Here is a 22,037-nt window from a genome sequence, read left to right as displayed (position 1 = left end):
GGGGCCTGCTAGCTCCCCTTCATGTTCCGGTAGCGCTGCAGCGCGGCCTCCAGGTCGCTGCCCAGCGAGGCCCGGTCGGCCAGCTGGCGCTCCATGATCGCCTGCTGCCGGACCAGGTCGCCGTGCTGCGACTGCACGCCGTCGGCCAGCGCCTTGCCCACCGGCTGGCCGAGCAGTTCGCGCTCGGCCGCCTGGCGCAGCAGCGACAGCAGGCTCTGCCGCAGGTTGGTGATGCTGAGCTCCGAAGTCCTGAGCGATTCCTCCACCAGCAGGATGCGCTCGCCGTAGGCGCGGCGCAGGTCGTTCTCGGTCGCATACGACTCGACCATGGCCAGGTCGCGACGCTTGCGGTCGGCCTCTGCCTTCTCGGCTTCCGCCGCGGCGCGCGCCGCGACCGCGGCCACGACGCGCTCGTCGTCGGTGAGCGCGCGCGGCACTTCGCCGGTGCGATTTCCGCTGGTGGCGCTGATTTCCGTGCGGGCACGGTCGATGGCGCTGGCCGGCACGGTGTCGCCGCAGACCTGGACGCCGTTCTCGTTCCAGCAGTAGAGCCTCTTTTCGGCGGACGGTTTCTGGGCCGCGGCCGCGAGCGGAAGCGCGGCGACCAGCGCGCCGGCGATGCAATGGATGGTCTTCATTCGCGTCCGTCCCCCCGGTCGGCCGAATCAGCGGGTCGCGCTGCCGTAGCGCGCACGATAGGCGAGCAGCCGCTCGCGCTCCGTCGTCAGTGTCCCGCTTTCGCCGGTGAACGCAAGCAGGTCGGCGAGGCCGGCGATGGCCACCACCGGCACGCCCTCGTGGGCGGTCACCAGCGCCGCCGCCGAGCGGCGATCGCCGGACGCCTCGTCCAGGATCTCCTGGCGGTCGAGCGCGATCGCCACGCCCACCGGTTCGCCGCCGCCGATGCGGATCAGCGCCAGCGCCTCGCGCACGGCGGTACCGGCGGTGAGCACATCATCGACCACCAGCACGCGACGGCCGGCCAGCGGCGCGCCGACCAGGGTGCCGCCCTCGCCGTGATCCTTGGCTTCCTTGCGGTTGTAGGCCAGCGGCAGGTCGCGACCGCGGCGGGCGTACTCGCAGGCGAGCGCGGTCGCCAGCGGGATGCCCTTGTAGGCGGGACCGAACAGCAGGTCGAACTCCAGCCCGGCGGCGTCGATGGCATCGGCGTAGCAGGCCGCAAGCGTTGCCAGCGCCGGGCCGGAATCGAAGCGGCCGGCGTTGAAGAAGTAGGGACTCACGCGCCCGGACTTGAGCGTGAACTCGCCGAAGCGCAGGGCCTCGGCCTCCAGTGCGAGGCGGAGGAACCGGGTGCGGTGGTCGGGCATGGGCGCGGGGGCGGCAACGGCGGAAGGCGCATTTTACCCGGGCCGCGGGTGGAGGTGCCGGAGCCGCCACCGGGAACGCTGCCGCTGACGGTGACCGGTGCGGTTGCTGCTGCCGGTGCCGATGCCGCCGCCCACAGTCGTGGCGGCGGTGCGCTAACCTTGCCGGGCGGCGGGCCGGATGCCCGCCGCGCCCGTCACAGCACCGGCAGTCCATGCGCATCATCAGCTTCAACGCCAACGGCATCCGTTCGGCCGCCAGCAAGGGATTCTTCGACTGGTTCCGCGTCCAGGACGCGGACATCCTCTGCATGCAGGAGACCAAGGCCCAGGAGCACCAGCTCGCCGCGGCCGACGGCGATGGCGTGCATCCCGGCTTCCTGCCCGATGGCTACCGGGCCTGGTTCAAGGACGCGATCACGAAGAAGGGCTACAGTGGCGTGGCGATCTACAGCCGCCGCGAGCCCGACGAGGTGCGCACCGCGCTGGGCTGGGCGCCGTTCGACGACGAGGGTCGCTACATCGAGGCGCGCTTCGGCAACCTCAGCGTGGTCTCGTTCTACATCCCCTCGGGTTCGTCGGGCGAGCTGCGCCAGGGCTTCAAGTTCGAGGTCATGGACTGGCTGAAGCCGATCCTCGACGAGTGGCTGGCCAGCGGCCGCGACTATGTGCTCTGCGGCGACTGGAACATCGTGCGCTCGCGCAACGACATCCGGAACTGGACCGGCAACCAGAAGAACTCCGGCTGCCTGCCGCCTGAGCGCGCCTGGCTCAACACGATGATCGCCGACGCCTGCGGCGACGGCCTGTGCGAGGCACCCACGCACGGCTGGCACGACGCGCTGCGCGTGCTGCGGCCCGACGCGGCCGACGAATACACCTGGTGGAGCAACCGCGGCGCCGCGCGCGCGAAGAACGTGGGCTGGCGGATCGACTACCAGTTCGTGACACCGGGCCTGGCGCAACGGGTGGAAGCCTGCGCCGTGCACCCGGAGCCGCGCTTCTCCGACCATGCGCCGCTGGTCGTGGACTACCGCGAATGAACACGGCCGCGGCGGGCGGCGGCCCCCCCGGTGTCCTACAAGGGCTGGCGCGGCATCCGTCGCGCGTTCGGCACGCCATCGGCCTTGACCATGCTGGTGCTGGGCTTCGGCTCGGGACTGCCCTTCCTGCTGCTGGCGTCGATGACGCTGTCCACGCGCCTGCGCGACGTCGGCCTCGACCTGGGCAGCATCGGCCTGATCAGCCTGGCCAGCTTCTTCTACCTGCTGAAGTTCCTGTGGGCGCCCCTGCTCGACCGCCATGCGTTCCCGCTGCTGGCCTTCCTCGGCCGCCGCCGCTCCTGGTTGCTGTTCTCGCAGCTGCTGGTGGCAGTCAGCCTGGGCGCGCTGGCCCTGATGCGCCCGGAGCTGGGCGTGGCCGGACTGGTGACGTGGGTGCTGGTCGGCTCGTTCGCCGGCGCGACCCAGGATTCGGTGGTCGATGCCTACCGTATCGAAGTGGCCCCGGCAGAGGCGCAGGCGGCGCTGGCTGCGACCTATACGCTCGGCTATCGCTTCGGCCTGATCCTGGGCGGCGCCGGCGCGCTGTACCTGGCGGAGTTCCAGGGCTGGCCCCGGGCCTACCTGGCGATGTCGGCGCTGATGCTGCTGCCGGTCGCGGCCACCCTGCTGTGCCGGGAGCCGGTGGCGCCGGAGTCGAGCGTGGTGCGCAGGATCGATTTCGTGGGCGCGTTCTGGCAGCCGTTCGCGAGCTATTTCGCCAACAACGGCGTGGCCCTGGGCCTCGTGCTGCTGGTATTCGTCGGCTGCTTCAAGTTCCCCGACCAGGTGATCGGGGTGATGGCGGGGCCGTTCTACCTCGATTCGGGCTATACCAAGGCCGACATCGCCACGGTCGCCAAGCTCTACGGGATCTGGGCGGGCATCGCTGGCGCGTTCGCGGGCGGCATGGCCGTGGCGGCCTTCGGCATCCGCCGCATGCTGCTGGTGGCGGCGATCGGGGTGGCGCTGTCCAACCTCGCCTTCCTGCTGATGGCCGAGTATCCGTCGCAGATCTGGGCGTTCTACGCGGCCATCACCGCCGACAACCTGTTCCAGGGCTTCGCGGGGGTGGTGCTGATCGCATTCATGTCCTCGTTGACCGATCGCAACTTCACCGCCACCCAGTTCGCGCTGCTGGTCTCGCTCGCGAACCTGCCGGGCAAGTTCGCCGGCGGTGTGTCCGGGTTCCTGGTCGAAGCGACGTCGTACTCGGTATTCTTCGTACTCAGCGCGCTCACCGTGGTCCCGACGCTGCTCTTGCTTGCATGGCTGTGGCGGCGTATCAAGGAGCCCGGAGCGCCTCCACTGCCTGCCGGGTCCTGAGGGAACGGGCCATGACCGAGATCGTGCTCAAGGACATCGACGAGGTGCTGCTCGACCGCATCCGGCGGGTGGCCGAGCGTCGTGGCTGGGAGCTGTCGCATGCGCTGCTGCACCTGCTGGAGCGGGGGCTGTACGCGGTCGAGGGCGACGGCGGGTTGAACTTCGACAATTCCGAGGCCGACGTGCTGCAGGCCGCGATCGCCGCGCTGGAGGACGTGCCGGACGGCGTGTTTTCGATGATCGGGCAGATCCCGCCCGGCACCGGCCGCTGACCCCACCCCACACGTGCCCGCCGGCCCAGGGCGGCGCGACTTCACGCCGGATGGATGGCGCCCAGGATCCGCGGCCCGGCGGCGCCGGTGACGCTGGCGATGTTCCCCGGCCGGCCCGCCAGCGTTTCCCGCGCCAGCCAGGCGAAGGCCATGGCCTCGATCGCATCCGGGTCCAGCCCGTGCGCGGCGCTCGACTCGACCACCAGGTCCGGAAGCTCTGCGGCCAGCGCCGCCATCAGCAGCGGATTGTGCACGCCGCCGCCGCAGGCGATCAGGCGCGCGGTCCGGGGCTGGGTCGCGCGCAGGGCGTCGGCCACGGTGCGTGCGGTCAGGGCGAGCAGGGTGGCCTGGACGTCGGCGGGAGCCTCGTCGCCGGCCAGGCGCGCCTCCACCCAGCCGAGGTGGAAGCGGTCGCGTCCGGTGGACTTCGGCGGTGCAACCGAGAACCAGGGCTCGTCGAGCAGCCGCGCCAGCAGCGCGGCGTCCACGCGGCCCGCGGCGGCGAAGGCACCGCCGCGGTCATGGGCCTCGCCGAGGTGGCGCAGGCACCAGGCGTCCATCAGGGCGTTGGCGGGGCCGGTGTCGAAGCCGCGCACCGGACCGGAGGCCGGAAGCAGGGTGAAGTTGGCGATGCCGCCAAGATTGAGCACCGCACGCGCCTCGCCCGGGTCGTGCAGCAGGGCCGAGTGCAGCGCCGGCACCAGCGGCGCGCCCTGGCCGCCGGCGGCGACGTCGCGGGCGCGGAACCCGGCGACCGTGGTGATCCCGGTGCGCTCGACGATGGTGGCCGCGCAGCCCAGCTGCAGCGTGAAGGGAAGCGGTCCGTGGGGGTCGTGGCGCAGCGTCTGACCGTGGGAACCGATGGCGACGACCTCGTCGGCGGCGGTGCCCGAGTCCTCGAGCGCGCGCAGCGCGGCGGCGGCGAACGCGCGGCCGATGGCCACGTCCAGGGCCCCGACCTCGTCCAGCGTCAGCGTGGCGTGCTGCTGGCCCAGCGCCACCAGGCGCGCGCGCAGTGCGGGATCCCAGGGGTAGGTGCGGGCGAAGCGCAGGGCAGGCCGCGCCTGCGGATGATCGCCTTCGAAGTCGACCAGCGCGGCGTCGATGCCGTCCGCGCTGGTGCCCGACATCAGCCCGAGGTAGCGGCGAGGGCGCGACACCGGCGCCGGTTCCCGCGCGGCCCGCGACGCGGGCTCAGCCCCGGCCGCGGCCCGTTCCGGCATCGCGGCGGTTGCCGGCGACGCGCGTGTCGTCGCCGGCCCCGGCGGTCGGCACCTGGGCGTAGATGATGTCCTCGACCGTGCGGATGCGCGCCAGCGCCGGGCCGGTCTGGGCCTTGAACGCGGCCAGGGCGGTGCCCTTCAGCGGATCCGGCTCGGGCATCGTGTGCTGCAGCGGGTTGCGATGCACGCCGTTGATGCGGAATTCGTAATGGAGGTGCGGGCCCGTCGACAGGCCGGTGCTGCCGACGCGGCCGATCACCGTGCCCTGGCTGATGCGCTGGCCCTGGCGGATGTTGCCGAAGCCGGACATGTGCGCGTAGAGCGTGGTGTAGCCGCGGCCGTGGTCGAGGATCACGGTGTTGCCGTAGCCGCCGCGCCAGCCCTTGAACTGCACGCGGGCGTCGCCGGCGGCCATGATCGGCGTGCCGGTGCGCGCGGCGTAATCCACGCCCTTGTGCTGGCGCACGTTGCCGCTCACCGGATGCCGGCGCGAGCCGAAGCGTGAACTCAGGCGCGCATACTGGATCGGCATGCGGATGAAGCTCTTCTTCAGCGGCCGGCCTTCCTCGTTGTAGTACTCCACCTTGCCGTCATGCTCGAAGCGGAAGGCGGTGAACGGCTTGCCCTTGGCGGTGAAGACGGCCGCCAGCACGTTGCCGGTGCGCAGCAGCTCGCCCTCGCGGTAGACCTGCTCGACGACCACGCTGAAACGGTCGTTCTGGGTGACGTCGGTGTTGAAGTCGATGTCGTAGGAGAAAATCTCGTCGGTCAGCTTGTTGATGGCCGAACCCGACAGTCCGAGCTTGCGCGCGGAATGGAACAGCGAGCGGCCGACCTTTCCGCTGACCACGGTGGTGCGGACCTCGAGCGGGCGCTCGACGACGGTCTCGACCACCCCCTCGTCGACCAGTGCCAGCACGACGCGCTCGGTCTCGCCACGGTCGTAGCGCAGCGCGTAGAACGCGCCCCGGCCGCCCTCGGCCGTGGGCGCCTCGAAGGCGAAGCCGAGCTGGGCGCCGGGGCGCAGGCGGGTCAGGGCCTGGCGCGCGCCGGGCTGCTCGAGCAGCGCGTGCATGGACGCAGCCGGAATCCCGAGCTCGTTGAAGATCGCACCCAGGGTCTGGCCCTTCTCGACCGTCACCAGCATCCAGTCGGTGGCCGGTGTCTGTTCGAGCGGGGGCCGGGCGGGCAGCGCCGGCAGCGTCAGCGACAGGGTGGTCAGGCGGGGGCTGTGCGGAGCGTCGACGGCGGTGTTGAAACCCGGCACGATGGCGAGCAGCAGTGCGCCGGCGGTGGCCGCGAGGCTGGCATGGGCCCACTGGCGCCGCGTCCAGCGGCGACCACCGGGAGTCGCGGCTTCGGCGCCGGTCTGCTGGCTGGAGATGAGGGTCTGGCGCGCGAGTTCGCGCAGGTTGTCCTGGCGGACGCGCTCACGGCGCTGCGCATCCTGCGACGGGGTCGATTCGTGCATGGTCATGGAGAGATCGGACCCCTGAGCCCGCGCGTGACGGGCATGTCACGGGGCCACCATAATCACGCGAAGATCAGGCGTCAAACGTTTGACGCGGCTGGATTTTCTCTCCGGCCAGAATTTAACTTGAAATTAACAGCGCATTCCAACCACGTCACGTTTTCACGTGGCCGACACCCACAGCAGGATCCAGAACCGTGTCCCAGAACTCCGATCAGGCCCTCGAACTCATCGCCCGCGGTACCGACGAACTCCTCAAGCGCGAGGAGCTCGAGGCCCGCCTGGCCGCGGGCCGCCCGCTGCGGGTCAAGGCGGGCTTCGACCCGACCGCGCCGGATCTGCACCTGGGGCACACGGTGCTGCTCAACAAGCTGCGACAGTTCCAGGAGCTGGGGCACACCGTCATCTTCCTGATCGGCGACTTCACCGGGATGATCGGCGACCCGTCCGGCAAGAGCGCCACCCGCAAGCCGCTGTCGCGCGAGGAGGTGCTGGCCAATGCGCAGACCTACCGCGACCAGGTGTTCAAGGTGCTCGACGAGGGCCGCACCGAGGTGCGCTTCAACAGCGAATGGTTCGGCAGGATGTCGGCCGCGGACATGATCCGTCTGGCCGGCCAGCACACGGTGGCGCGCATGCTCGAGCGCGACGACTTCGCCAGGCGCTATGCGGCGCAGCAGCCGATCGCGATCCACGAGTTCCTCTACCCGCTGGTGCAGGGCTACGACTCGGTCGCGCTGGAGGCCGACGTCGAGTGCGGCGGTACCGACCAGAAGTTCAACCTGCTGATGGGCCGCGGCCTGCAGGAGCACCACGGGCAGAAACCCCAGATCGTGTTGACCATGCCGTTGCTGGTCGGGCTGGACGGCGTCAACAAGATGTCCAAGTCGCTGGGCAACTACATCGGCGTCACCGAGCCGGCGATCGACATCGTCAACAAGACCATGAAGATCGGCGACGGGCTGATGTGGGACTGGATCGAGCTGCTGAGCTTCGACATCGGCATCGACGAAGCCGCGAAGCTCGGGGCCGAGGTGGCCGCCGGCACGCTCAATCCGCGCGAGGTGAAGCTGCGGCTGGCGCGCGAGCTGGCCACGCGCTTCCACGACGCCCCGGCGGCCGAGGCCGCGATCGCGGGCTGGCACGCGGCGGTGACCGGGCAGGGCGACACGTCGCTGCTGCCGCTGCAGGAGGTGGCGGTTCCGGCCGAGGGGCTGCGCATCGCGGCGCTGCTGACCGCGGCCGGCATCACGCCGTCGAATTCCGAGGCCAACCGCAAGCTCAAGGAGCGCGCGGTGAAGGTGGATGGCGCCGTGGTGGAGGACTCGACGACCGTCTTCGCACCGGGATTCGAGGGCATGCTGCAGGTCGGGAAACGGAACTTCGCGCGGGTGCGTCTGGTGGCCGACGCGCGCGGCTGAGTCGCACGGTCCTCGCGGTGGCCGCGCCGGGTCGCGCGGCCATGGATGCGACCGGCATCAGCAAAGACGGCGCCCCGGGGCGCCGTCTTCGTATCCGCCATGACGCGGGAGCCGGCCTGCCGGCTCCGCGTCCCGCCGGTCTCAGCCGCCGCTGCCGGCGCGCATTGCGTCGCGCGCGGCCTTGAAGGCATTGCCTTCGTACCAGGTCGGCCAGCTGCCGTCGTCGGCCAGGGTGCGGCCCACGCCATACAGCGCTTCCAGGTCCTGGATCGCGCCATCCAGGTTCCAGGACGGGTCGAACTCGTCGGCCGGCTTGTGGTACGCGACCTCGTTGTAGCGGCGCGCGTATTCGGCGCCGGCTTCCTTCCCGCCCTGCACCAGGTCGTCGCCGCCCTTGGCATAGAGCGCGGGCACGCCGGCCTTGGCGTAGTTGAAGTGGTCGGAGCGGAAATAGAAGCCACCCGCCGGGTTGCCTTCCTGCACCAGGGTGCGCTGCTGCGCGTCGGCGTACGTCTTCAGCACGTCCTCGAGCTCGGAGTTGCCCAGGCCGACCACGACCATGTCGCGCGACGGGCCGGCCACGCTCATGGCGTCGAGGTTGACCACGGCCACCGTCTTCTCCAGCGGGAACGCCGGGTGGGCCACCTGGTACTTCGAACCGAGCAGGCCCGACTCCTCCAGCGTCACCGCGACGAAGGCCACCGAACGCTTCGGCTGGCCGTCGGCCTTGAACTTTTCCGCGATCTCGATGATGCCGGCCACGCCGGTGGCGTTGTCGACGGCGCCGTTGTAGATCGTGTCGCCCTCGCCCTCGTGCTTCCCGAGGTGGTCCCAGTGGGCCATGTAGACGATGGCCTCGTCCGGCGCCTCGCTGCCGCGCAGCACGCCGACCACGTTGCGCGAAGAGGCTTCGCGGGTGGTGCTGGCGAGATCGAAGGACACGGTCGCGTCCAGCGGGACGGCCTTGAAGCCGCGCTTGCCGGCGGCGGCGTACAGCGCGTCCAGGTCCTGGCCGGCGTCGGCGAACAGTTGCTTCGCGGCCTCGGCGCTCAGCCAGCCCTGCGCGGGCAGGCGCGGTTCCGGATCGTCCGAAGCGCGCAGGTCGAACTGCGGGCCCGACCAGGAGTTCTTGACCACGTCCCAGCCGTAGGCGGCGCCGGCGGTGTCGTGGATGATCAGCGCGGCGGCGGCGCCCTTGCGCGCGGCTTCCTCGAACTTGTAGGTCCAGCGACCGTAGTAGGTCATCCGGTTGCCTTCGAACAGCGACTCGTCCTTGGCATGGAAGCCGGGGTCGTTGACCAGGATGACCACGGTCTTGCCCTCGACGTCGAGGCCCTCGTAGTCGTTCCAGCCCAGCTCGGGTGCGTCGACGCCGTAGCCGACGAAGACCAGTCCGCTGTCGGCCACCCTGATCTCGTTCTCGCCGGTGCGGGTGCCAATCACCATGTCGGTGCCGAAGGCGAGTTCGCGCGGGCTGCCGGCCACGTCCACGCGCAGCACGGTGGACTCGTCGGCGGTGGTCTCGATCATCGGCACGGTCTGGAAGAACGTGCCATCGTCGCCGCCGGGCTCGAGGCCGATGCGTTCGTACTGGGCCTTGATGTATTCGACGGTCTTCTCGCCGCCGGGTGCGCCGGGTGCGCGCCCCTCGAAATCATCGGAGGACAGGGTCTTCACCATTTCGGCGAAGTCGTCCTTGCTCAGTTCGGGGCTGAAGTTGTGCGTGGATGCGGGGGCCTGGCCGGCGTCGGCGCCGGTGGTGGGCTCGCCGCCGCATGCGGCCAGCGCCGTGGCCACGGCGAGGCTGAGCACGAGGTGGATCGGTCGCATTCGTTCGGGTCCTGCGTGGATGGAACGCCCGATTCTATGCCTTCGGCGCCCCGCCGGGGCGCGGCGCTCAGTCGCTGTCGCCGCGGGGCGGAGCGGTGGGCGTGGAATAGCGCAGGGTCTCGGCGCCCGTGACCGGGCCGGTGCGCGCGGTGTCGTGCACATACAGGACGACCTCGCGCTCGAACTCCAGCGGTCCGTCGACCGCAGCGCCGGGGCCGATGACGATCCGCTGCCGGCGGGTGCTGACCCGGATCGGCATCCAGTTCGCGTTCGGCTTGTGCACGCGCAGCGCGCCGCGCACGTGCGAGTCGACGCCGATGGTGACGTCGCCGCTGCTGGTTTCGACGTCGCCGGCCACGACCGTGGCGATCAGCCCGATGGCGCCGTTGACGGTGCTGACGTCGCCATCGACCTCGCCGCCGCGCCGGACCAGCACGCTTCCGTTCACGGTCTCGATGCCGCCGCCGACCCGGGCCCGCTCACCGACGCGGATGCTGCCGTTGACCGTGGACAGGCCGCCGCTCGCGATATCGTTGCCGGCGCGGATGCCGCCGTTCACGGTCTCGGCCGGACCGGTGCGGGCACCGTCCTCGAGGGTGATGCTGCCATTGACGGTTTCCAGGCGGCCGTACGCGGTGCCGGCGGAGGCGGTGATCGCGCCGTTGACGCGCTCGATGTCCCCGGCGGTGTCTCCCGCGGCAAGTGCGGTACCGGTGGCGAGCGTGGCGGCGAGCAGGAGAGCGAGGCGGGTCGCGAGGGAGCTGTCCATGGAACGAGTCTGCGCGCGCCGGGGCTACAATGCACCTGTCCAAGGTCACTGGGTCGAACGTCGTGCCTGAACCCGCCTCCGTCCGCCGCCCGAAGCCGGTGGTGCTGCTGATCCTCGACGGCTGGGGACACCGCGACGATCCGCGCGACAACGCGCTCGCGCTCGCCGCGATCCCCAACTGGCGCCGCCTGGTCGCCGAGCACCCGAGCGTGCTGGTGCACACCGAGGGTGTCCACGTCGGCCTGCCCGAAGGACAGATGGGCAACTCCGAGGTCGGGCACATGAACATCGGCGCCGGGCGCGTGGTCTACCAGGACCTGACCCGCATCGACGCCGCGATCGCCGACGGCGGTTTCTTCGCCAACGACGCGCTTCGCGCGGCCTGCGCCGCCGCGAACGCCTCCGGCGGCACCCTGCACCTGATGGGCCTGCTGTCGCCCGGCGGCGTGCACAGCCACGAGGCGCACCTGTTCGCGATGCTGGAGCTGGCCAGGCGCGAGGGCGTCGCGCGGGTGGCCGTGCATGCCTTCACCGACGGCCGCGACATGCCGCCGCGTTCGGCCGCGCCCAGCCTGCGCGCGCTGGAAGCAGCCTGCGCCGCGGCCGGCAACGCCCGTGTCGCCAGCGTCAGCGGCCGCTACTACGCCATGGACCGCGACCGGCGCTGGGAGCGCGTGCGGCGCGCCTGGGACGCGATCGTCGAGGCGCAGTCACCGCACCGGGCGCCAAGCGCCATCGCCGCGCTCGAGGCCGCCTACGCGCGCAACGAGAACGACGAGTTCGTCGCGCCCACCATCATCGAGGGCACCACGCCCATGCGCGACGGCGACGCGGTGGTGTTCATGAATTTCCGCGCCGACCGTGCCCGCCAGCTCAGCGCGGCCTTCGTGGCGCCCGGCTTCGACGGCTTCGAGGCGCGCCGCCCGGCGCTGTCGCGCTTCACCTGCCTGACCGAATACGACGCCATGCTCCCGGCGCCGCTTGCCTTCCCGCCCGACGACCTGCGCAACACGTTCGGCGAAGTGCTGGGCGCGAACGGCCTGTCCCAGCTGCGCATCGCCGAGACCGAGAAGTACGCCCACGTCACCTTCTTCTTCAACGGCGGCCGCGAAACCCCGTTCCCGGGAGAGGAGCGCATCCTCGTGCCCAGTCCGCAGGTCGCCACCTACGACCTGCAGCCGGAAATGAGCTGCCCCGAGGTGACGGAGAAACTGGTGGCCGCGATCGGGTCCGGCCGCTTCGACGTCGTCGTGTGCAACTACGCCAATCCCGACATGGTCGGCCACTCCGGCGACCTGCAGGCCGCGATCAAAGCGGTCGAGGCCGTGGACAGGGCGCTGGGCGAGGTCGTCGCCGCGGTCCTCGCACAGGGCGGGGAGCTGCTGGTCACCGCCGACCACGGCAACGTGGAGATGATGCGCGACCCGGAGACCGGCGAGCCGCACACCTCGCATACGGTCGGACCCGTCGACCTGGTCTACGTCGGCGGACGCCACGAGGCCCGGCTGCGGGAAGGCGGGGCGTTGCGCGACCTCGCGCCGACGATGCTGGACCTGCTGGGCGTGCCGAAGCCGGCGGAGATGACCGGCCGCAGCCTGCTGGCGTGAGGCGGGCGGCCGCGCTGCCGGCGCTGCTGTTCGCGCTGCTGCTCGCGGCCCCGGCCGCGCCCCTTTCCGCCCAGGAGAGCCGCGACGCACAGCGCAGGCTGGAGAAGGTCAAGCGCGAACTCACCGAGGTCGGCCGCGAGCGGCGCCGCATCGAGGGCCAGCGTGGCGGCGCCAGCCGCGCGCTGCGCGAGGCCGATGAGCGGGTCGCCCGCAATGCGCGGGAGCTGGCGGACACCGAAGCAGCGCTTGTCCGCAAGCAGGAGGACCTGACGGCGCTGGAGGCGCGCCGCGACGCGTTGGCCGGGCGCCTGGCCGTGCAGCGTGCCGAGCTGGCGACGCTGCTGCGCGCGGCCTACAGCGTCGGCGGCGCCGCGCCGCTGAAGCTGCTGCTGGCGCAGGACGACGTCGCCAGCGCCAACCGCAGCCTCGCCTACCACGGCTACCTGCAGCGGGGGCACAGCGCGCGCATCGCCGAGCTGACGGCGGAACTGGCCGGGCTGGAAGAGCTGGAGCGCGGTATCGCCGCCGAGCGCGAGGCCCTCGCCGCGGCCGGCGAGCGCCAGCGCGCGCTGGCGGCATCGCTCGACCGCGAACGCCGCGAACGGGCGAAGGCGGTGGCCGCGCTCGCTGCGCGCTACGAGGATCGCAGCGCCCGCGAAAAGGCGCTGGGCGCCGACGCGAAATCGCTCGAGAGCCTGCTCGCGCGCCTGCGCGAGGCTGCGCGCCGGGCCGAAGCCGAGCGCAAGGCCGAGACCGCGCGCCGCGCCGCCGCGGCAAGGTCCGCCGCCGGCCCGCCGGCCGACGGCGCCGCCGCGCGTGCCGGCAGCCCGGTGCCGGACGCCCCGAAGGTCGCCGTGGCGCGCACCGCGCCGGCGCAAGTGGGCGGACTGTCCTGGCCGCTGGCCGGCAATCTGCTGGCCGGCTACGGCGCGCGCATGCCCGACGGCCGCCGCAGCTCCGGGGTGCTGGTCGCCGCCGCGGCCGGCACGCCCGTGAGCGCGGTGGCCGAAGGCACGGTCGTGTTCGCGGAGTGGATGACCGGCTACGGGCTGATCCTGATCATCGACCACGGCAACGGCTACATGAGCCTGTACGCCCACAACGACAGCCTGCTCAAAGGGCCGGGCGACCGCGTCCGCCGCGGCGACGCGGTGTCCACCGTCGGCACCTCGGGCGGCCAGGGGCAGGCGGCGCTGTACTTCGAGCTGCGGCGCGACGGCAAGCCGATCGATCCGGATGCCTGGCTGCAGAAGCGCTGACCGGCGCCCGACGTCGCGGCCGGCATAATCACGGAGCCCCGCGCGCGAAAGCGCCGCCACTCGCCGACTTCCCGGAGCCACCGCATGCGCGCCCCCCTGTTGACGCTCGCCCTCGCCAGCCTGCTGGCCCTGCCTGCCGCGGCGCAGGAGCCTCCGGCTACGGCGCAGGAGCCTCCGGCCTCGACGCAGCCCGCGCCGCCGGAGGGGCAGGACGCGGAAACAGATGCCTCCAGCGCCGTGCCGCTGGAGGAGATCAGCCGTTTCGTGCTGGTGTTCAATGCCGTGCGCGCCGGCTATGTGGACGAGGTCGGCGACCACGACCTGATGCAGCGGGCGATCCGCGGCCTGTTGCTCGACCTCGACCCGCACAGCGCCTATCTCCAGCGCAGCGACGCGGAGGCCTTCGAAGAGGGCACCGCGGGCGCCTACGAGGGCATCGGCGTCGAGGTGATGCCGTTGCCGGACGGGAGCATGCGCGTGATCGCGCCGATGGACGACAGCCCGGCGCAGCGCGCCGGGATCCGCGCGGGCGACGTGATCGTGGCCGTCGACGGCGAGACGCTGACCCCGGCCAGCCATGAGGGCCGTGGGCCGCTGCGCGGACCGCCGGGCACCGAGGTCGCCGTCACCGTCGTGCGCGAGGGGGAGGCCGCGCCGCTGGAACTGCGCGTCGCGCGCGCGGTGATCCGTACCCCCAGCGTGCGCGGCAGCATCCGGGAGCCGGGCCTGGGCCAGGTGCGGATCGCCGGCTTCCAGGCCGACACCGCCAGCGATTTCGCCGCCACCGTCGACCGCCTCCATCGCGAGGCCGGCGGCGACGGGCTGCGCGGGCTGATGATCGACCTGCGCAGCAATCCCGGCGGGCTGCTGACTTCGGCCGTGCAGATCGCCGACGACCTGCTGGACAGCGGGGGCATCGTCAGTACCCGTGGCCGCATCCGGATCGGCGACACGTCGTTCAGCGCCACTCCCGGCGACCGCATGCGCGGGCGGCCGGTCGTGGTGCTCGTGGACGCGGGGTCGGCCAGTGCCTCCGAAGTCCTGGCCGGCGCACTGCGCGACAACCGCCGCGCCTGCGTGGTCGGCAGCCGCACCTTCGGCAAGGGCTCGGTGCAGACGGTGCTGCCACTGGACAACGGCGACGCCGTCAAGCTCACCACCGCGCGGTACTACACGCCCGACGGCACCTCCATCCAGGCCCGCGGCATCGAGCCCGACCTGGTGCTCGAGGGCGGAGCGGCGAACGGCGGATTCGCCGAGGCCGCGCTTCCGGGCCATCTCGCCGCGGACGGGCATGAGGACGGCCAGCCCGGACAGGTACTCGGCGGCGAGAAGCCGGTCGCGCAGGCGCTGGCCGCGCTGCGCCGGCTCGTTTCCGGCGGTGCCTGTGCGCCGCCGCCCGAGGCTCCGGAAGCCCCGGCCGCCGGAGATCGGCCCGCGGGTCAGTAACCCTTCCTGCGCCGCAGGCGGCGCGCGATGCCGCGTCGCGAGACCAGGGCGAACGCGACGCCGAAGGCGAAGCCGGAGATGTGCGCCGACCAGGCCACTGCGCCGAAGGCCGGGCCGATGTAGGCGAACACGATCTGCAGCGCGGCCCAGATCCCGATCAGCAGCGACGCCGGCGCACGCACGAACTCCAGGAACAGGCCCAGGGGCAGGACCACGCCCAGATGCGCGCGCGGAAACAGGGCGAGATAGGTGCCGATCACCGCCGAGACCGCGCCGCTGGCACCGATCACCAGGCGATCCGGAGTATCGATCACCATCACCGTGGCCAGATTGGCGACCGTGCCTCCGACCAGGAACAGCACCAGCAGGCGCCAGGGCCCCATCACCCGCTCGGCCGGCAACCCGAAGATCAGCAGGAACACCAGGTTGCCGAGCAGATGCGCCCAGTCGGCATGCACGAACAGCGCCGTGAGCAGGCGCAGGCCGCGCTCACCGTCGGCCCAGGAGGCCATCGGGCCCTGCGGCCCCAGCAGCCCGCCGGTCAGCGCGCCCCAGCGCGCCATCAGCGCCTGCTCCACGGCCTCGGGCCGGGTGCTGGCCCAGAGATGGACCACCCACAGGACCGCACACAGCAGCGGCGTGGCCCAGCGGAGGGTGGGAATCGAACGCGTGGGGATGGAGACGAACATGGATCGCGGGTCGCCGGCCAGGGGTCGCGCCAAGATAACCGGCCCGCCTGGGCCGGGGATGCCTCCGCCCTCCCATCCGCCACGGTATAGTGCGCCGGCGCCACGGTCGGGAGGGGTCTTCCGGCAGGTACCCAGGGCGGGACACATCGCCCGGTTGCCGCGGGCGCGCCCCAGCAAGTCACCTGTCAGGAGTGTCCAGAATGCGTATCTCCCCCCATGTCCAGGCTTCGGCCCTCGCGCTCGGCATCGCCGGCGCCCTGGCCCTCGCCCCGGCCCATGCGTCGGGCTTCCAGCTCAAGGAAAACAGCGTCAAGGGCCTCGGCGCCGCGTTCGCCGGTTCCGGCGTCAACGAAGGCGACGCCGCGGTCGTGGTCAACAACCCGGCCTCGATGGCCCGCTTCGAAGGAACCACCGTCCAGGCCGACCTCTCGGTCATCGACCTGAGCTACGAGTTCGAAGGCAGCGGCACCGACGTGCTCGGCCGCCCGCTCACCGGTGGCAATGGCGGCGACGCCGGCGACGTCACCCCGATCCCCGCGTTCTCGGTCATCCACAAGCTCGACAACGGCGTGGCGCTGGGCGCCATGGTCAGCGCGCCCTTCGGCCTGAAGACCGAGTACGACCGCGACTGGCAGGGCCGCTATTTCGCCGACACCTCCGACGTCAAGATCGTGAACCTGACGCTGTCCGCGGCCCTCGACCTCGGCGACCACGTCTCGGTCGGCCTCGGCGCCGTGTACTCCAAGGCCGACGTGACCCTGTCCAAGTCCGTGGACTTCGGCACCCTGCTGTTCGCCAACCCGGCGACCCGCCCGCTGCCCTTCGCGGTCCCGCAGGCCCGTGACGGCCATGCCGAGATCGAGGGCGACGACACCGGCTTCGGCTGGATCGCGGGCATCGCCCTCCGCCCGACCGACCGCTTCTCGCTGGGCGTCAGCTACCAGTCCGAGATCGACTACGAGCTGCGCGGCACCGCCACCTGGGAGGTGCCGGGCGACGTGCGCACGGTGTTCAACAGCAGCCCGATGACCGCGCAGTTGTTCCAGAACGGCGGCGCCAGCGCGAAGCTCACCACCCCGTCGACCACCGCCCTCGTGGCGCGCTACGACTTCACCGACCGTTTCGCGATGATGGCCAACTGGACCAGGACCGGCTGGTCGTCGCTGCGGGAAGTGCGGGTCCAGTTCGACAACCCGGATCCGGATTCGGTCGAGCCCTTCGAGTGGTCCGACACCGACTTCGTGTCGCTGGGTGCCGAGTACGCGCTCAACGAAGCCTGGACGCTCCGCGGCGGCGTGGCGCTCGACGAGACCCCGACCAGCCTGGCCCACCGCACGCCGCGCCTGCCGGACGACGATCGCAACTGGTACTCGATCGGCGCCACCTGGAAGGTCAGCGAAGCGTTCGACGTGGACTTCGCCTTCATGCACCTGAAGCCGAAGGATCCGAAGGTCCGCGTGTCCAGCGGCGGCAGCACCATCGCCGGGCCGTACGACGGCGACGCCAACCTGTTCGGCATCGCGGCGCAGTACCGCTTCTGAGCGGCGCATCGCGCACTCACGAAAAAAGCCCCGCATCCGCGGGGCTTTTTTCTGGTTCTTCTCCGGATCGAGGGGACGCTCCGTTCGAGTCCGGCTCGGCCGCCAGGGGCGCTCCGGTGAAGTCCGCGGCGGGCACGACCTTTGGTCGCGGTCGGGACGAGGGCCACGTCGACGTCGACGTTGAAACGGAGGGCGTCATGACCAGGAGCTGCCCTGCTCGCGACCGCTCTTGATCTTCCGTCCCGAAGCCGCAGAACGTCGGAGCCCGTCCCGTGCACAGGGGGTGTGCGGACAGCCGGCCATGGATGGCCGGCGGCCGGCCGATGGGAGCAGGACGCGGAGACGGCCGGGGGAGCACACCCCTGTGCGCGGGACGGGCTGCGCGGACCCCAACGAGGCGACTTCAAGGCGCAACGGTGCGCCAGAAGCGCGACAGCGCGCCAACTGCACGCCGTCACCCCCGGAGTCTGGAGAAAAACCTTTTTCTGGTTCCCCCTGCAGCCGCGGCGGGCGGCGTGTACTCCGGGGAGTTTTGGCCTCAGTCGTCCAGCGTCAGGAGCGACGCGTTGCCGCCGGCGGCGGTGGTGTTGATGGTCACCGTCTTCTCGGTGGCGAAGCGCGGCAGGTAGTGCGGGCCGCCGGCCTTGGGGCCGGTGCCCGACAGGCCCTGTCCGCCGAAGGGCTGCACGCCGACCACCGCGCCGATCTGGTTGCGGTTGACGTAGATGTTGCCGACCTTCGCCCGCCCCACGATGCGCTCGACGGTCTCGTCGATTCGCGAATGGATGCCCAGCGTCAGTCCGAAGCCGGTGGCGTTGATCGCGTCGACGACAGCGTCGAGCTGGTCGGCCTTCCAGCGCACCACGTGCAGCGCCGGCCCGAAGTTCTCACGCTCGAGGCGTCCGATCGAATCGATCTCCCAGGCGCGCGGCGCGAAGAACGTGCCGTGCGCTGCGGCCGCGGGCAGCGGGGCCTCGGCGATCAGGCGCGCGCCAGCCATCTCCCGCGCGTGCTCCTCGAGCAGGCACAGCGCGTCCGAGTCGATCACCGGACCCACGTCGGTCGCCAGCTCGCCCGGGTCGCCGACCACCAGTTCGGCCATCGCGCCGGCCAGCATGTCGATGACCTTGTCGGCGATGTCCTCCTGCACGAACAGCACCCGCGCCGCCGAGCAGCGCTGCCCGGCCGAGGTGAAGGCCGAACCGATCGCGTCCTTCACCACCTGCTCGGGCAGCGACGACGAGTCGGCGATCAGCGCGTTCTGGCCGCCGGTCTCGGCGATCAGCACGCCGATCGCGGCGTCGCGGCCGGCGAGCGCGCGGTTGATCGCGCGCGCGGTCGCGGTCGAGCCGGTGAAAGCGACGCCGGCCACGCGCGGGTCCGAGGTCAGCGCGGCGCCGACGCTGGCACCGTCGCCGGGGACCAGCTGCAGCACGGCCTCCGGGACGCCGGCCTCGTGCAGCAGCTTCACCGCCGCATGCGCGACCAGGTTGGTCTGCTCGGCCGGCTTGGCCAGCACGCTGTTGCCCGCGGCCAGGGCCGCGGCCACCTGGCCGGCGAAGATCGCCAGCGGGAAGTTCCAGGGACTGATGCACACGAAGACGCCGCGACCCTCGAGCTGCAGGGTGTTGGATTCGCCGGTCGGCCCGGGCAGGGTGTCCAGGGCGAACTGGCGGCGCGCCTCGCCGGCGTAGTAGCGCAGGAAGTCGACCGCCTCGCGCACCTCGGCGACACCGTCGACCACGGTCTTCCCGGCCTCGCGCGTGCACATGGCGATGAAGCGCGGCATGCGCTGCTCCATCAGGTCGGCGGCGTGCTCAAGGATCGCGGCGCGGGAGGCCGCGGGCGTCGCGTTCCAGGCCGGCTGCGCGGCCACCGCATTGGTCACGGCGCGCTGCACCGTGGCCTCGTCCGCGGGCTGCCAGCGGCCGACGGTGCGGCGGCGGTCGGCGGGGTCGGTGACGTCGATCCAGGACGCGGTGCTGCTGGCGCCGGGCACCAGCGGCGCGGCCGTCCAGTCGGTATCCCCGGCCGCGATGGCCGCGGCCAGGCCGCGCAGTTCGTCGTCGTTGGCGAGGTTGATGCCCATGGAGTTGGTCCTTTCATGGCCCTGCTGGCGATAGAGTCCGGCGGGCAGCGGGATGCGCGGATGCGGGATGGATTCGAAGGACGCCACGACCTCGACCGGGTCGCGCACCAGGTCCTCGACCGGCACGTCCTCGTCGGTGATGCGGTTCACGAAGCTTGAGTTGGCGCCATTCTCGAGCAGGCGCCGCACCAGGTAGGGCAGCAGGTCCTCGTGGCTGCCCACCGGCGCGTAGACGCGGCAGGGCACGTCGAGGCGGTCGCCGGGGATCACCTCGTCGTAGAGGTCGTCGCCCATGCCGTGCAGCTTCTGGAACTCGAACGGGCGGCCGGTGGCCATGCGGTGCACGGCGGCGATGGTCTGCGCGTTGTGGGTGGCGAACATCGGGTACACCGCATGGCCGGCGTCGAGCAGGCGGCGGGCGCAGGCGAGGTAGCTGACGTCGGTGTTGGGCTTGCGCGTGAACACGGGGTAGCCGGACAGGCCGTCGACCTGGGCGCGCTTGACCTCGGCGTCCCAGTACGCGCCCTTGACCAGGCGCACCGGGATCTTCCGGCCACCGCGGCGGGCCAGCCCGACGATCCAGTCGATGACGAACGGCGCCCGCTTCTGGTAGGCCTGGACCACGATGCCGAAGCCGTCCCAGCCGGCCAGGGACGCATCGCGCCATGCGGCCTCGATCACGTCCAGCGACAGTTCCAGCCTGTCGGCCTCCTCGGCGTCGACGGTCAGGCCGATGCCGTGGCCCTTCGCGCGCTGTGCCAGGTCCAGCAGGCGCGGCGCGAGTTCGGCCAGCACGCGCCGGCGCTTGGCGTGTTCATAGCGCGGGTGCAGGGCGGAAAGCTTGACCGAGATCGAGGGCGCGACGATGGCATCGGCATCGCCGCGCGTGTCGCGGCCGATGGCGTCGATCGCGCTGCGGTAGGCCTCCAGGTAGCGGTCGGCATCGCGCTGCGTCAGCGCGGCCTCGCCGAGCATGTCGAACGAATAGCGGTACTGGGCGTTGCGGCCCTTGCGCGCCCGCGCCAGGGCCTCGCCGATCGTGCGGCCCATCACGAACTGATGGCCCATGATCTTCATCGCCTGGCGCACCGCCAGGCGGATCACCGGTTCGCCCACGCGGCCGACCAGGCGCTTGAACGCACCATGCACGTCGCGCTTGGTCCCGTCGGCCAGGTCCACCAGGTGGCCGGTCAGCATCAGGCCCCAGGTCGAAGCGTTGACCAGCACCGACTCCGACTGGCCCATGTGCTTCTTCCAGTCGGCTTCGCCCAGCTTGTCGCGGATCAGGGCGTCGGCGGTGTCCTGGTCGGGGATGCGCAGCAGCGCCTCGGCCACGCACATCAGCAGCACGCCCTCCTCGCTGCCGAGGTCGTACTGGCGCATGAAGGATTCGACCACGCCCTGCTCCGGCGCGCGCACGCGCACGCGTCGCACGAGGTCGGCGGCGGTGGCGGCGATGGCCGCGGCATCGTCCGCGGGCTGGCGCGCCTCTTCAAGCAGCGCGCGGACCCGTGTCGCCTCGTCCGCGAGCCAGTGCCGGGTGATGGCTGCGCGCAATGGCTCGGGGGGCGGCGGGAGTTCGCCGAGGGGGAGGTCGTTCACGGTCATCATGCACGGCGTGGGGAAAGCCGGATTCTAGCGGTCGCTCCCGGGAAAAGCGCGGACGCGCGGTTCCCGTTGCGCACCGCCGCTTGCCGGTCAAGCAAGCCGGCGGCTATTCTCGGCGCGACGCAACGCGCCTGAGGGGGGCGCGACGGGTCCACTCGCCGGGCGTCGAGCCGGCTTGGGGACTTCCAGACAACCGTTCCAGCAAGCGGCCGCTGGCCGCGACGACATTGGGGTTGCACGCATGATGCAGGGTCGTTTCTTGCGGTGGGTGATGGCGGCCGCGGCCATGGTGCCGGTGGCGGCGCTGGCGCAGGCCGGTGATCCGAAGCCATGGCAGCTGAACATGGGGCGCGGCGTCACCGCGACCTCGCAGAACGCGTACGACGCGCACATGCTGGTGTTCTGGATCTGCGCCGCGATCGGTCTGGTGGTGTTCCTGGCCATGGGCTACGCGATTTTCGCCTTCCGCAAGTCCAGGGGCGCGGTGGCGGCGAAGTGGAGCCACCACACCGGGCTCGAGGTCCTGTGGACGGTGATCCCGGTGATCCTGCTGGTGGTCATGGCCTGGCCGGCCACCACGAAGCTGATCGCGATGTACGACACCCGCGACTCGGCCATGACCATCAAGGTCACCGGCTACCAGTGGATGTGGAAGTACGACTACCTCGGCGAGGACGTCTCCATCACCAGCCGCCTCGACCGCGAGAGCGACCGCATCCGCCAGAGCGGGGCGCGCCCCGACGCCGCCGCCAACCCGTACTACCTGCTCGACGTCGACAACGAGCTGGTGGTGCCGGTGGACACCAAGATCCGCTTCGTGATCACCGCCGACGACGTCATCCACTCCTGGTGGGTGCCGGCGCTGGGCTGGAAGCAGGACGCGGTGCCGGGCATCGTCAACGAGCACTGGACCGAGATCAGCGAGCCCGGCGTCTACCGCGGCCAGTGCGCCGAGCTGTGCGGCAAGGACCACGGCTTCATGCCGATCGTGGTGCGCGCGGTCCCGGTGGCCGAGTACGAACAGTGGCTGGCGGCCGAGAAGGCCAGGTCCGCCCCCGTGGCCGCGCAGGCCGCTCCCGCCCCCGCCGCGCCCGCGGCCGGCTGACAGAACGACTTCA

Annotated in this window: 17 protein-coding genes; 9 read left to right on the top strand and 8 right to left on the bottom strand. The window is 71.5% G+C overall.

The features are described from left to right. Positions 1 to 8: 8 nt before the first annotated feature. Positions 9 to 638: a hypothetical protein gene (locus tag FPZ22_RS06585; protein ID WP_144891501.1), complete on the bottom strand. Its 630-nt coding sequence runs from the start codon at positions 636 to 638 to the stop codon at positions 9 to 11. A gap of 27 nt (positions 639 to 665) precedes the next feature. Continuing rightward, positions 666 to 1,328 carry an orotate phosphoribosyltransferase gene (gene pyrE / locus FPZ22_RS06580; protein ID WP_144891499.1) on the bottom strand — a complete coding sequence of 221 codons (663 nt, stop codon included), beginning with the start codon at positions 1,326 to 1,328 and terminating at the stop codon, positions 666 to 668. Between the two features lie 212 nt (positions 1,329 to 1,540). On the opposite strand from pyrE, the gene FPZ22_RS06575 reads away from it, so the two are divergent. The 3 genes from FPZ22_RS06575 to FPZ22_RS06565 are packed head-to-tail and all read left to right on the top strand — an operon-like array spanning position 1,541 to position 3,963. After that, the gene (locus FPZ22_RS06575) at positions 1,541 to 2,368 is read left to right on the top strand and encodes an exodeoxyribonuclease III (protein WP_144891497.1); all 828 of its coding nucleotides are present in this window, start codon (positions 1,541 to 1,543) and stop codon (positions 2,366 to 2,368) included. Positions 2,369 to 2,398: 30 nt separating this feature from the next. Beyond that, positions 2,399 to 3,691, top strand: a complete 1,293-nt coding sequence (locus FPZ22_RS06570) for an AmpG family muropeptide MFS transporter (protein ID WP_144891495.1) — start codon at positions 2,399 to 2,401, stop codon at positions 3,689 to 3,691. Positions 3,692 to 3,702: 11 nt separating this feature from the next. After that, on the top strand, positions 3,703 to 3,963 hold the full coding sequence (locus tag FPZ22_RS06565) for a hypothetical protein (protein ID WP_144891493.1): 261 nt from the start codon (positions 3,703 to 3,705) through the stop codon (positions 3,961 to 3,963). A 41-nt stretch (positions 3,964 to 4,004) separates the two neighbouring features. On the opposite strand, the gene FPZ22_RS06560 is transcribed toward FPZ22_RS06565, so the two are convergent. Next, entirely contained in the window at positions 4,005 to 5,093 is a 1,089-nt protein-coding gene (locus FPZ22_RS06560; protein ID WP_246121011.1) for an anhydro-N-acetylmuramic acid kinase, read from the bottom strand. A 64-nt stretch (positions 5,094 to 5,157) separates the two neighbouring features. Next, complete coding sequence (locus FPZ22_RS06555; protein ID WP_246120955.1) at positions 5,158 to 6,663, bottom strand: M23 family metallopeptidase; 1,506 nt, start codon at positions 6,661 to 6,663, stop codon at positions 5,158 to 5,160. A gap of 191 nt (positions 6,664 to 6,854) precedes the next feature. Here FPZ22_RS06555 and tyrS point away from each other — a divergent pair, with 191 nt between their 5' ends. Continuing rightward, complete coding sequence (gene tyrS / locus FPZ22_RS06550) at positions 6,855 to 8,078, top strand: tyrosine--tRNA ligase (protein ID WP_144891489.1); 1,224 nt, start codon at positions 6,855 to 6,857, stop codon at positions 8,076 to 8,078. 141 nt (positions 8,079 to 8,219) lie between these two features. Here tyrS and FPZ22_RS06545 read toward each other — a convergent pair whose 3' ends face one another. Beyond that, positions 8,220 to 9,908 (bottom strand): M28 family metallopeptidase, encoded by a 1,689-nt coding sequence (locus tag FPZ22_RS06545; RefSeq protein ID WP_144891487.1) that lies wholly within the window; start codon positions 9,906 to 9,908, stop codon positions 8,220 to 8,222. 67 nt (positions 9,909 to 9,975) lie between these two features. After that, complete coding sequence (locus FPZ22_RS06540) at positions 9,976 to 10,677, bottom strand: DUF4097 family beta strand repeat-containing protein (RefSeq protein WP_144891484.1); 702 nt, start codon at positions 10,675 to 10,677, stop codon at positions 9,976 to 9,978. 29 nt (positions 10,678 to 10,706) lie between these two features. Here FPZ22_RS06540 and gpmI point away from each other — a divergent pair, with 29 nt between their 5' ends. From gpmI to FPZ22_RS06525, 3 genes are all read left to right on the top strand, one after another. Next, complete coding sequence (gene gpmI, locus FPZ22_RS06535; protein ID WP_144891483.1) at positions 10,707 to 12,284, top strand: 2,3-bisphosphoglycerate-independent phosphoglycerate mutase; 1,578 nt, start codon at positions 10,707 to 10,709, stop codon at positions 12,282 to 12,284. Further along, positions 12,281 to 13,543 (top strand): murein hydrolase activator EnvC family protein, encoded by a 1,263-nt coding sequence (locus FPZ22_RS06530; protein ID WP_246120954.1) that lies wholly within the window; start codon positions 12,281 to 12,283, stop codon positions 13,541 to 13,543. Before gpmI ends, FPZ22_RS06530 begins: the two co-directional genes overlap by 4 nt. Positions 13,544 to 13,627: 84 nt before the next feature. Further along, on the top strand, positions 13,628 to 14,992 hold the full coding sequence (locus tag FPZ22_RS06525; protein ID WP_144891481.1) for a S41 family peptidase: 1,365 nt from the start codon (positions 13,628 to 13,630) through the stop codon (positions 14,990 to 14,992). Here the strand turns inward: FPZ22_RS06525 and FPZ22_RS06520 are convergent. Continuing rightward, positions 14,986 to 15,681 (bottom strand): rhomboid family intramembrane serine protease, encoded by a 696-nt coding sequence (locus tag FPZ22_RS06520; RefSeq protein ID WP_144891479.1) that lies wholly within the window; start codon positions 15,679 to 15,681, stop codon positions 14,986 to 14,988. The genes FPZ22_RS06525 and FPZ22_RS06520 overlap by 7 nt on opposite strands. Positions 15,682 to 15,881: 200 nt before the next feature. Here FPZ22_RS06520 and FPZ22_RS06515 point away from each other — a divergent pair, with 200 nt between their 5' ends. Next, positions 15,882 to 17,222 (top strand): OmpP1/FadL family transporter, encoded by a 1,341-nt coding sequence (locus FPZ22_RS06515; protein ID WP_144891477.1) that lies wholly within the window; start codon positions 15,882 to 15,884, stop codon positions 17,220 to 17,222. Between the two features lie 538 nt (positions 17,223 to 17,760). Here the strand turns inward: FPZ22_RS06515 and putA are convergent. After that, on the bottom strand, positions 17,761 to 20,913 hold the full coding sequence (gene putA, locus FPZ22_RS06510) for a bifunctional proline dehydrogenase/L-glutamate gamma-semialdehyde dehydrogenase PutA (protein WP_246120953.1): 3,153 nt from the start codon (positions 20,911 to 20,913) through the stop codon (positions 17,761 to 17,763). A gap of 247 nt (positions 20,914 to 21,160) precedes the next feature. On the opposite strand from putA, the gene coxB reads away from it, so the two are divergent. After that, positions 21,161 to 22,024: a cytochrome c oxidase subunit II gene (coxB, locus tag FPZ22_RS06505; protein WP_144891473.1), complete on the top strand. Its 864-nt coding sequence runs from the start codon at positions 21,161 to 21,163 to the stop codon at positions 22,022 to 22,024. Positions 22,025 to 22,037 lie beyond the last annotated feature (13 nt).

Source organism: Luteimonas granuli (assembly GCF_007795095.1).
Taxonomy (GTDB): domain Bacteria; phylum Pseudomonadota; class Gammaproteobacteria; order Xanthomonadales; family Xanthomonadaceae; genus Luteimonas; species Luteimonas granuli.
The sequence above is the reverse complement of the archived record's forward strand: the minus strand, read 5'-3'. Positions and strand labels throughout refer to the sequence as shown.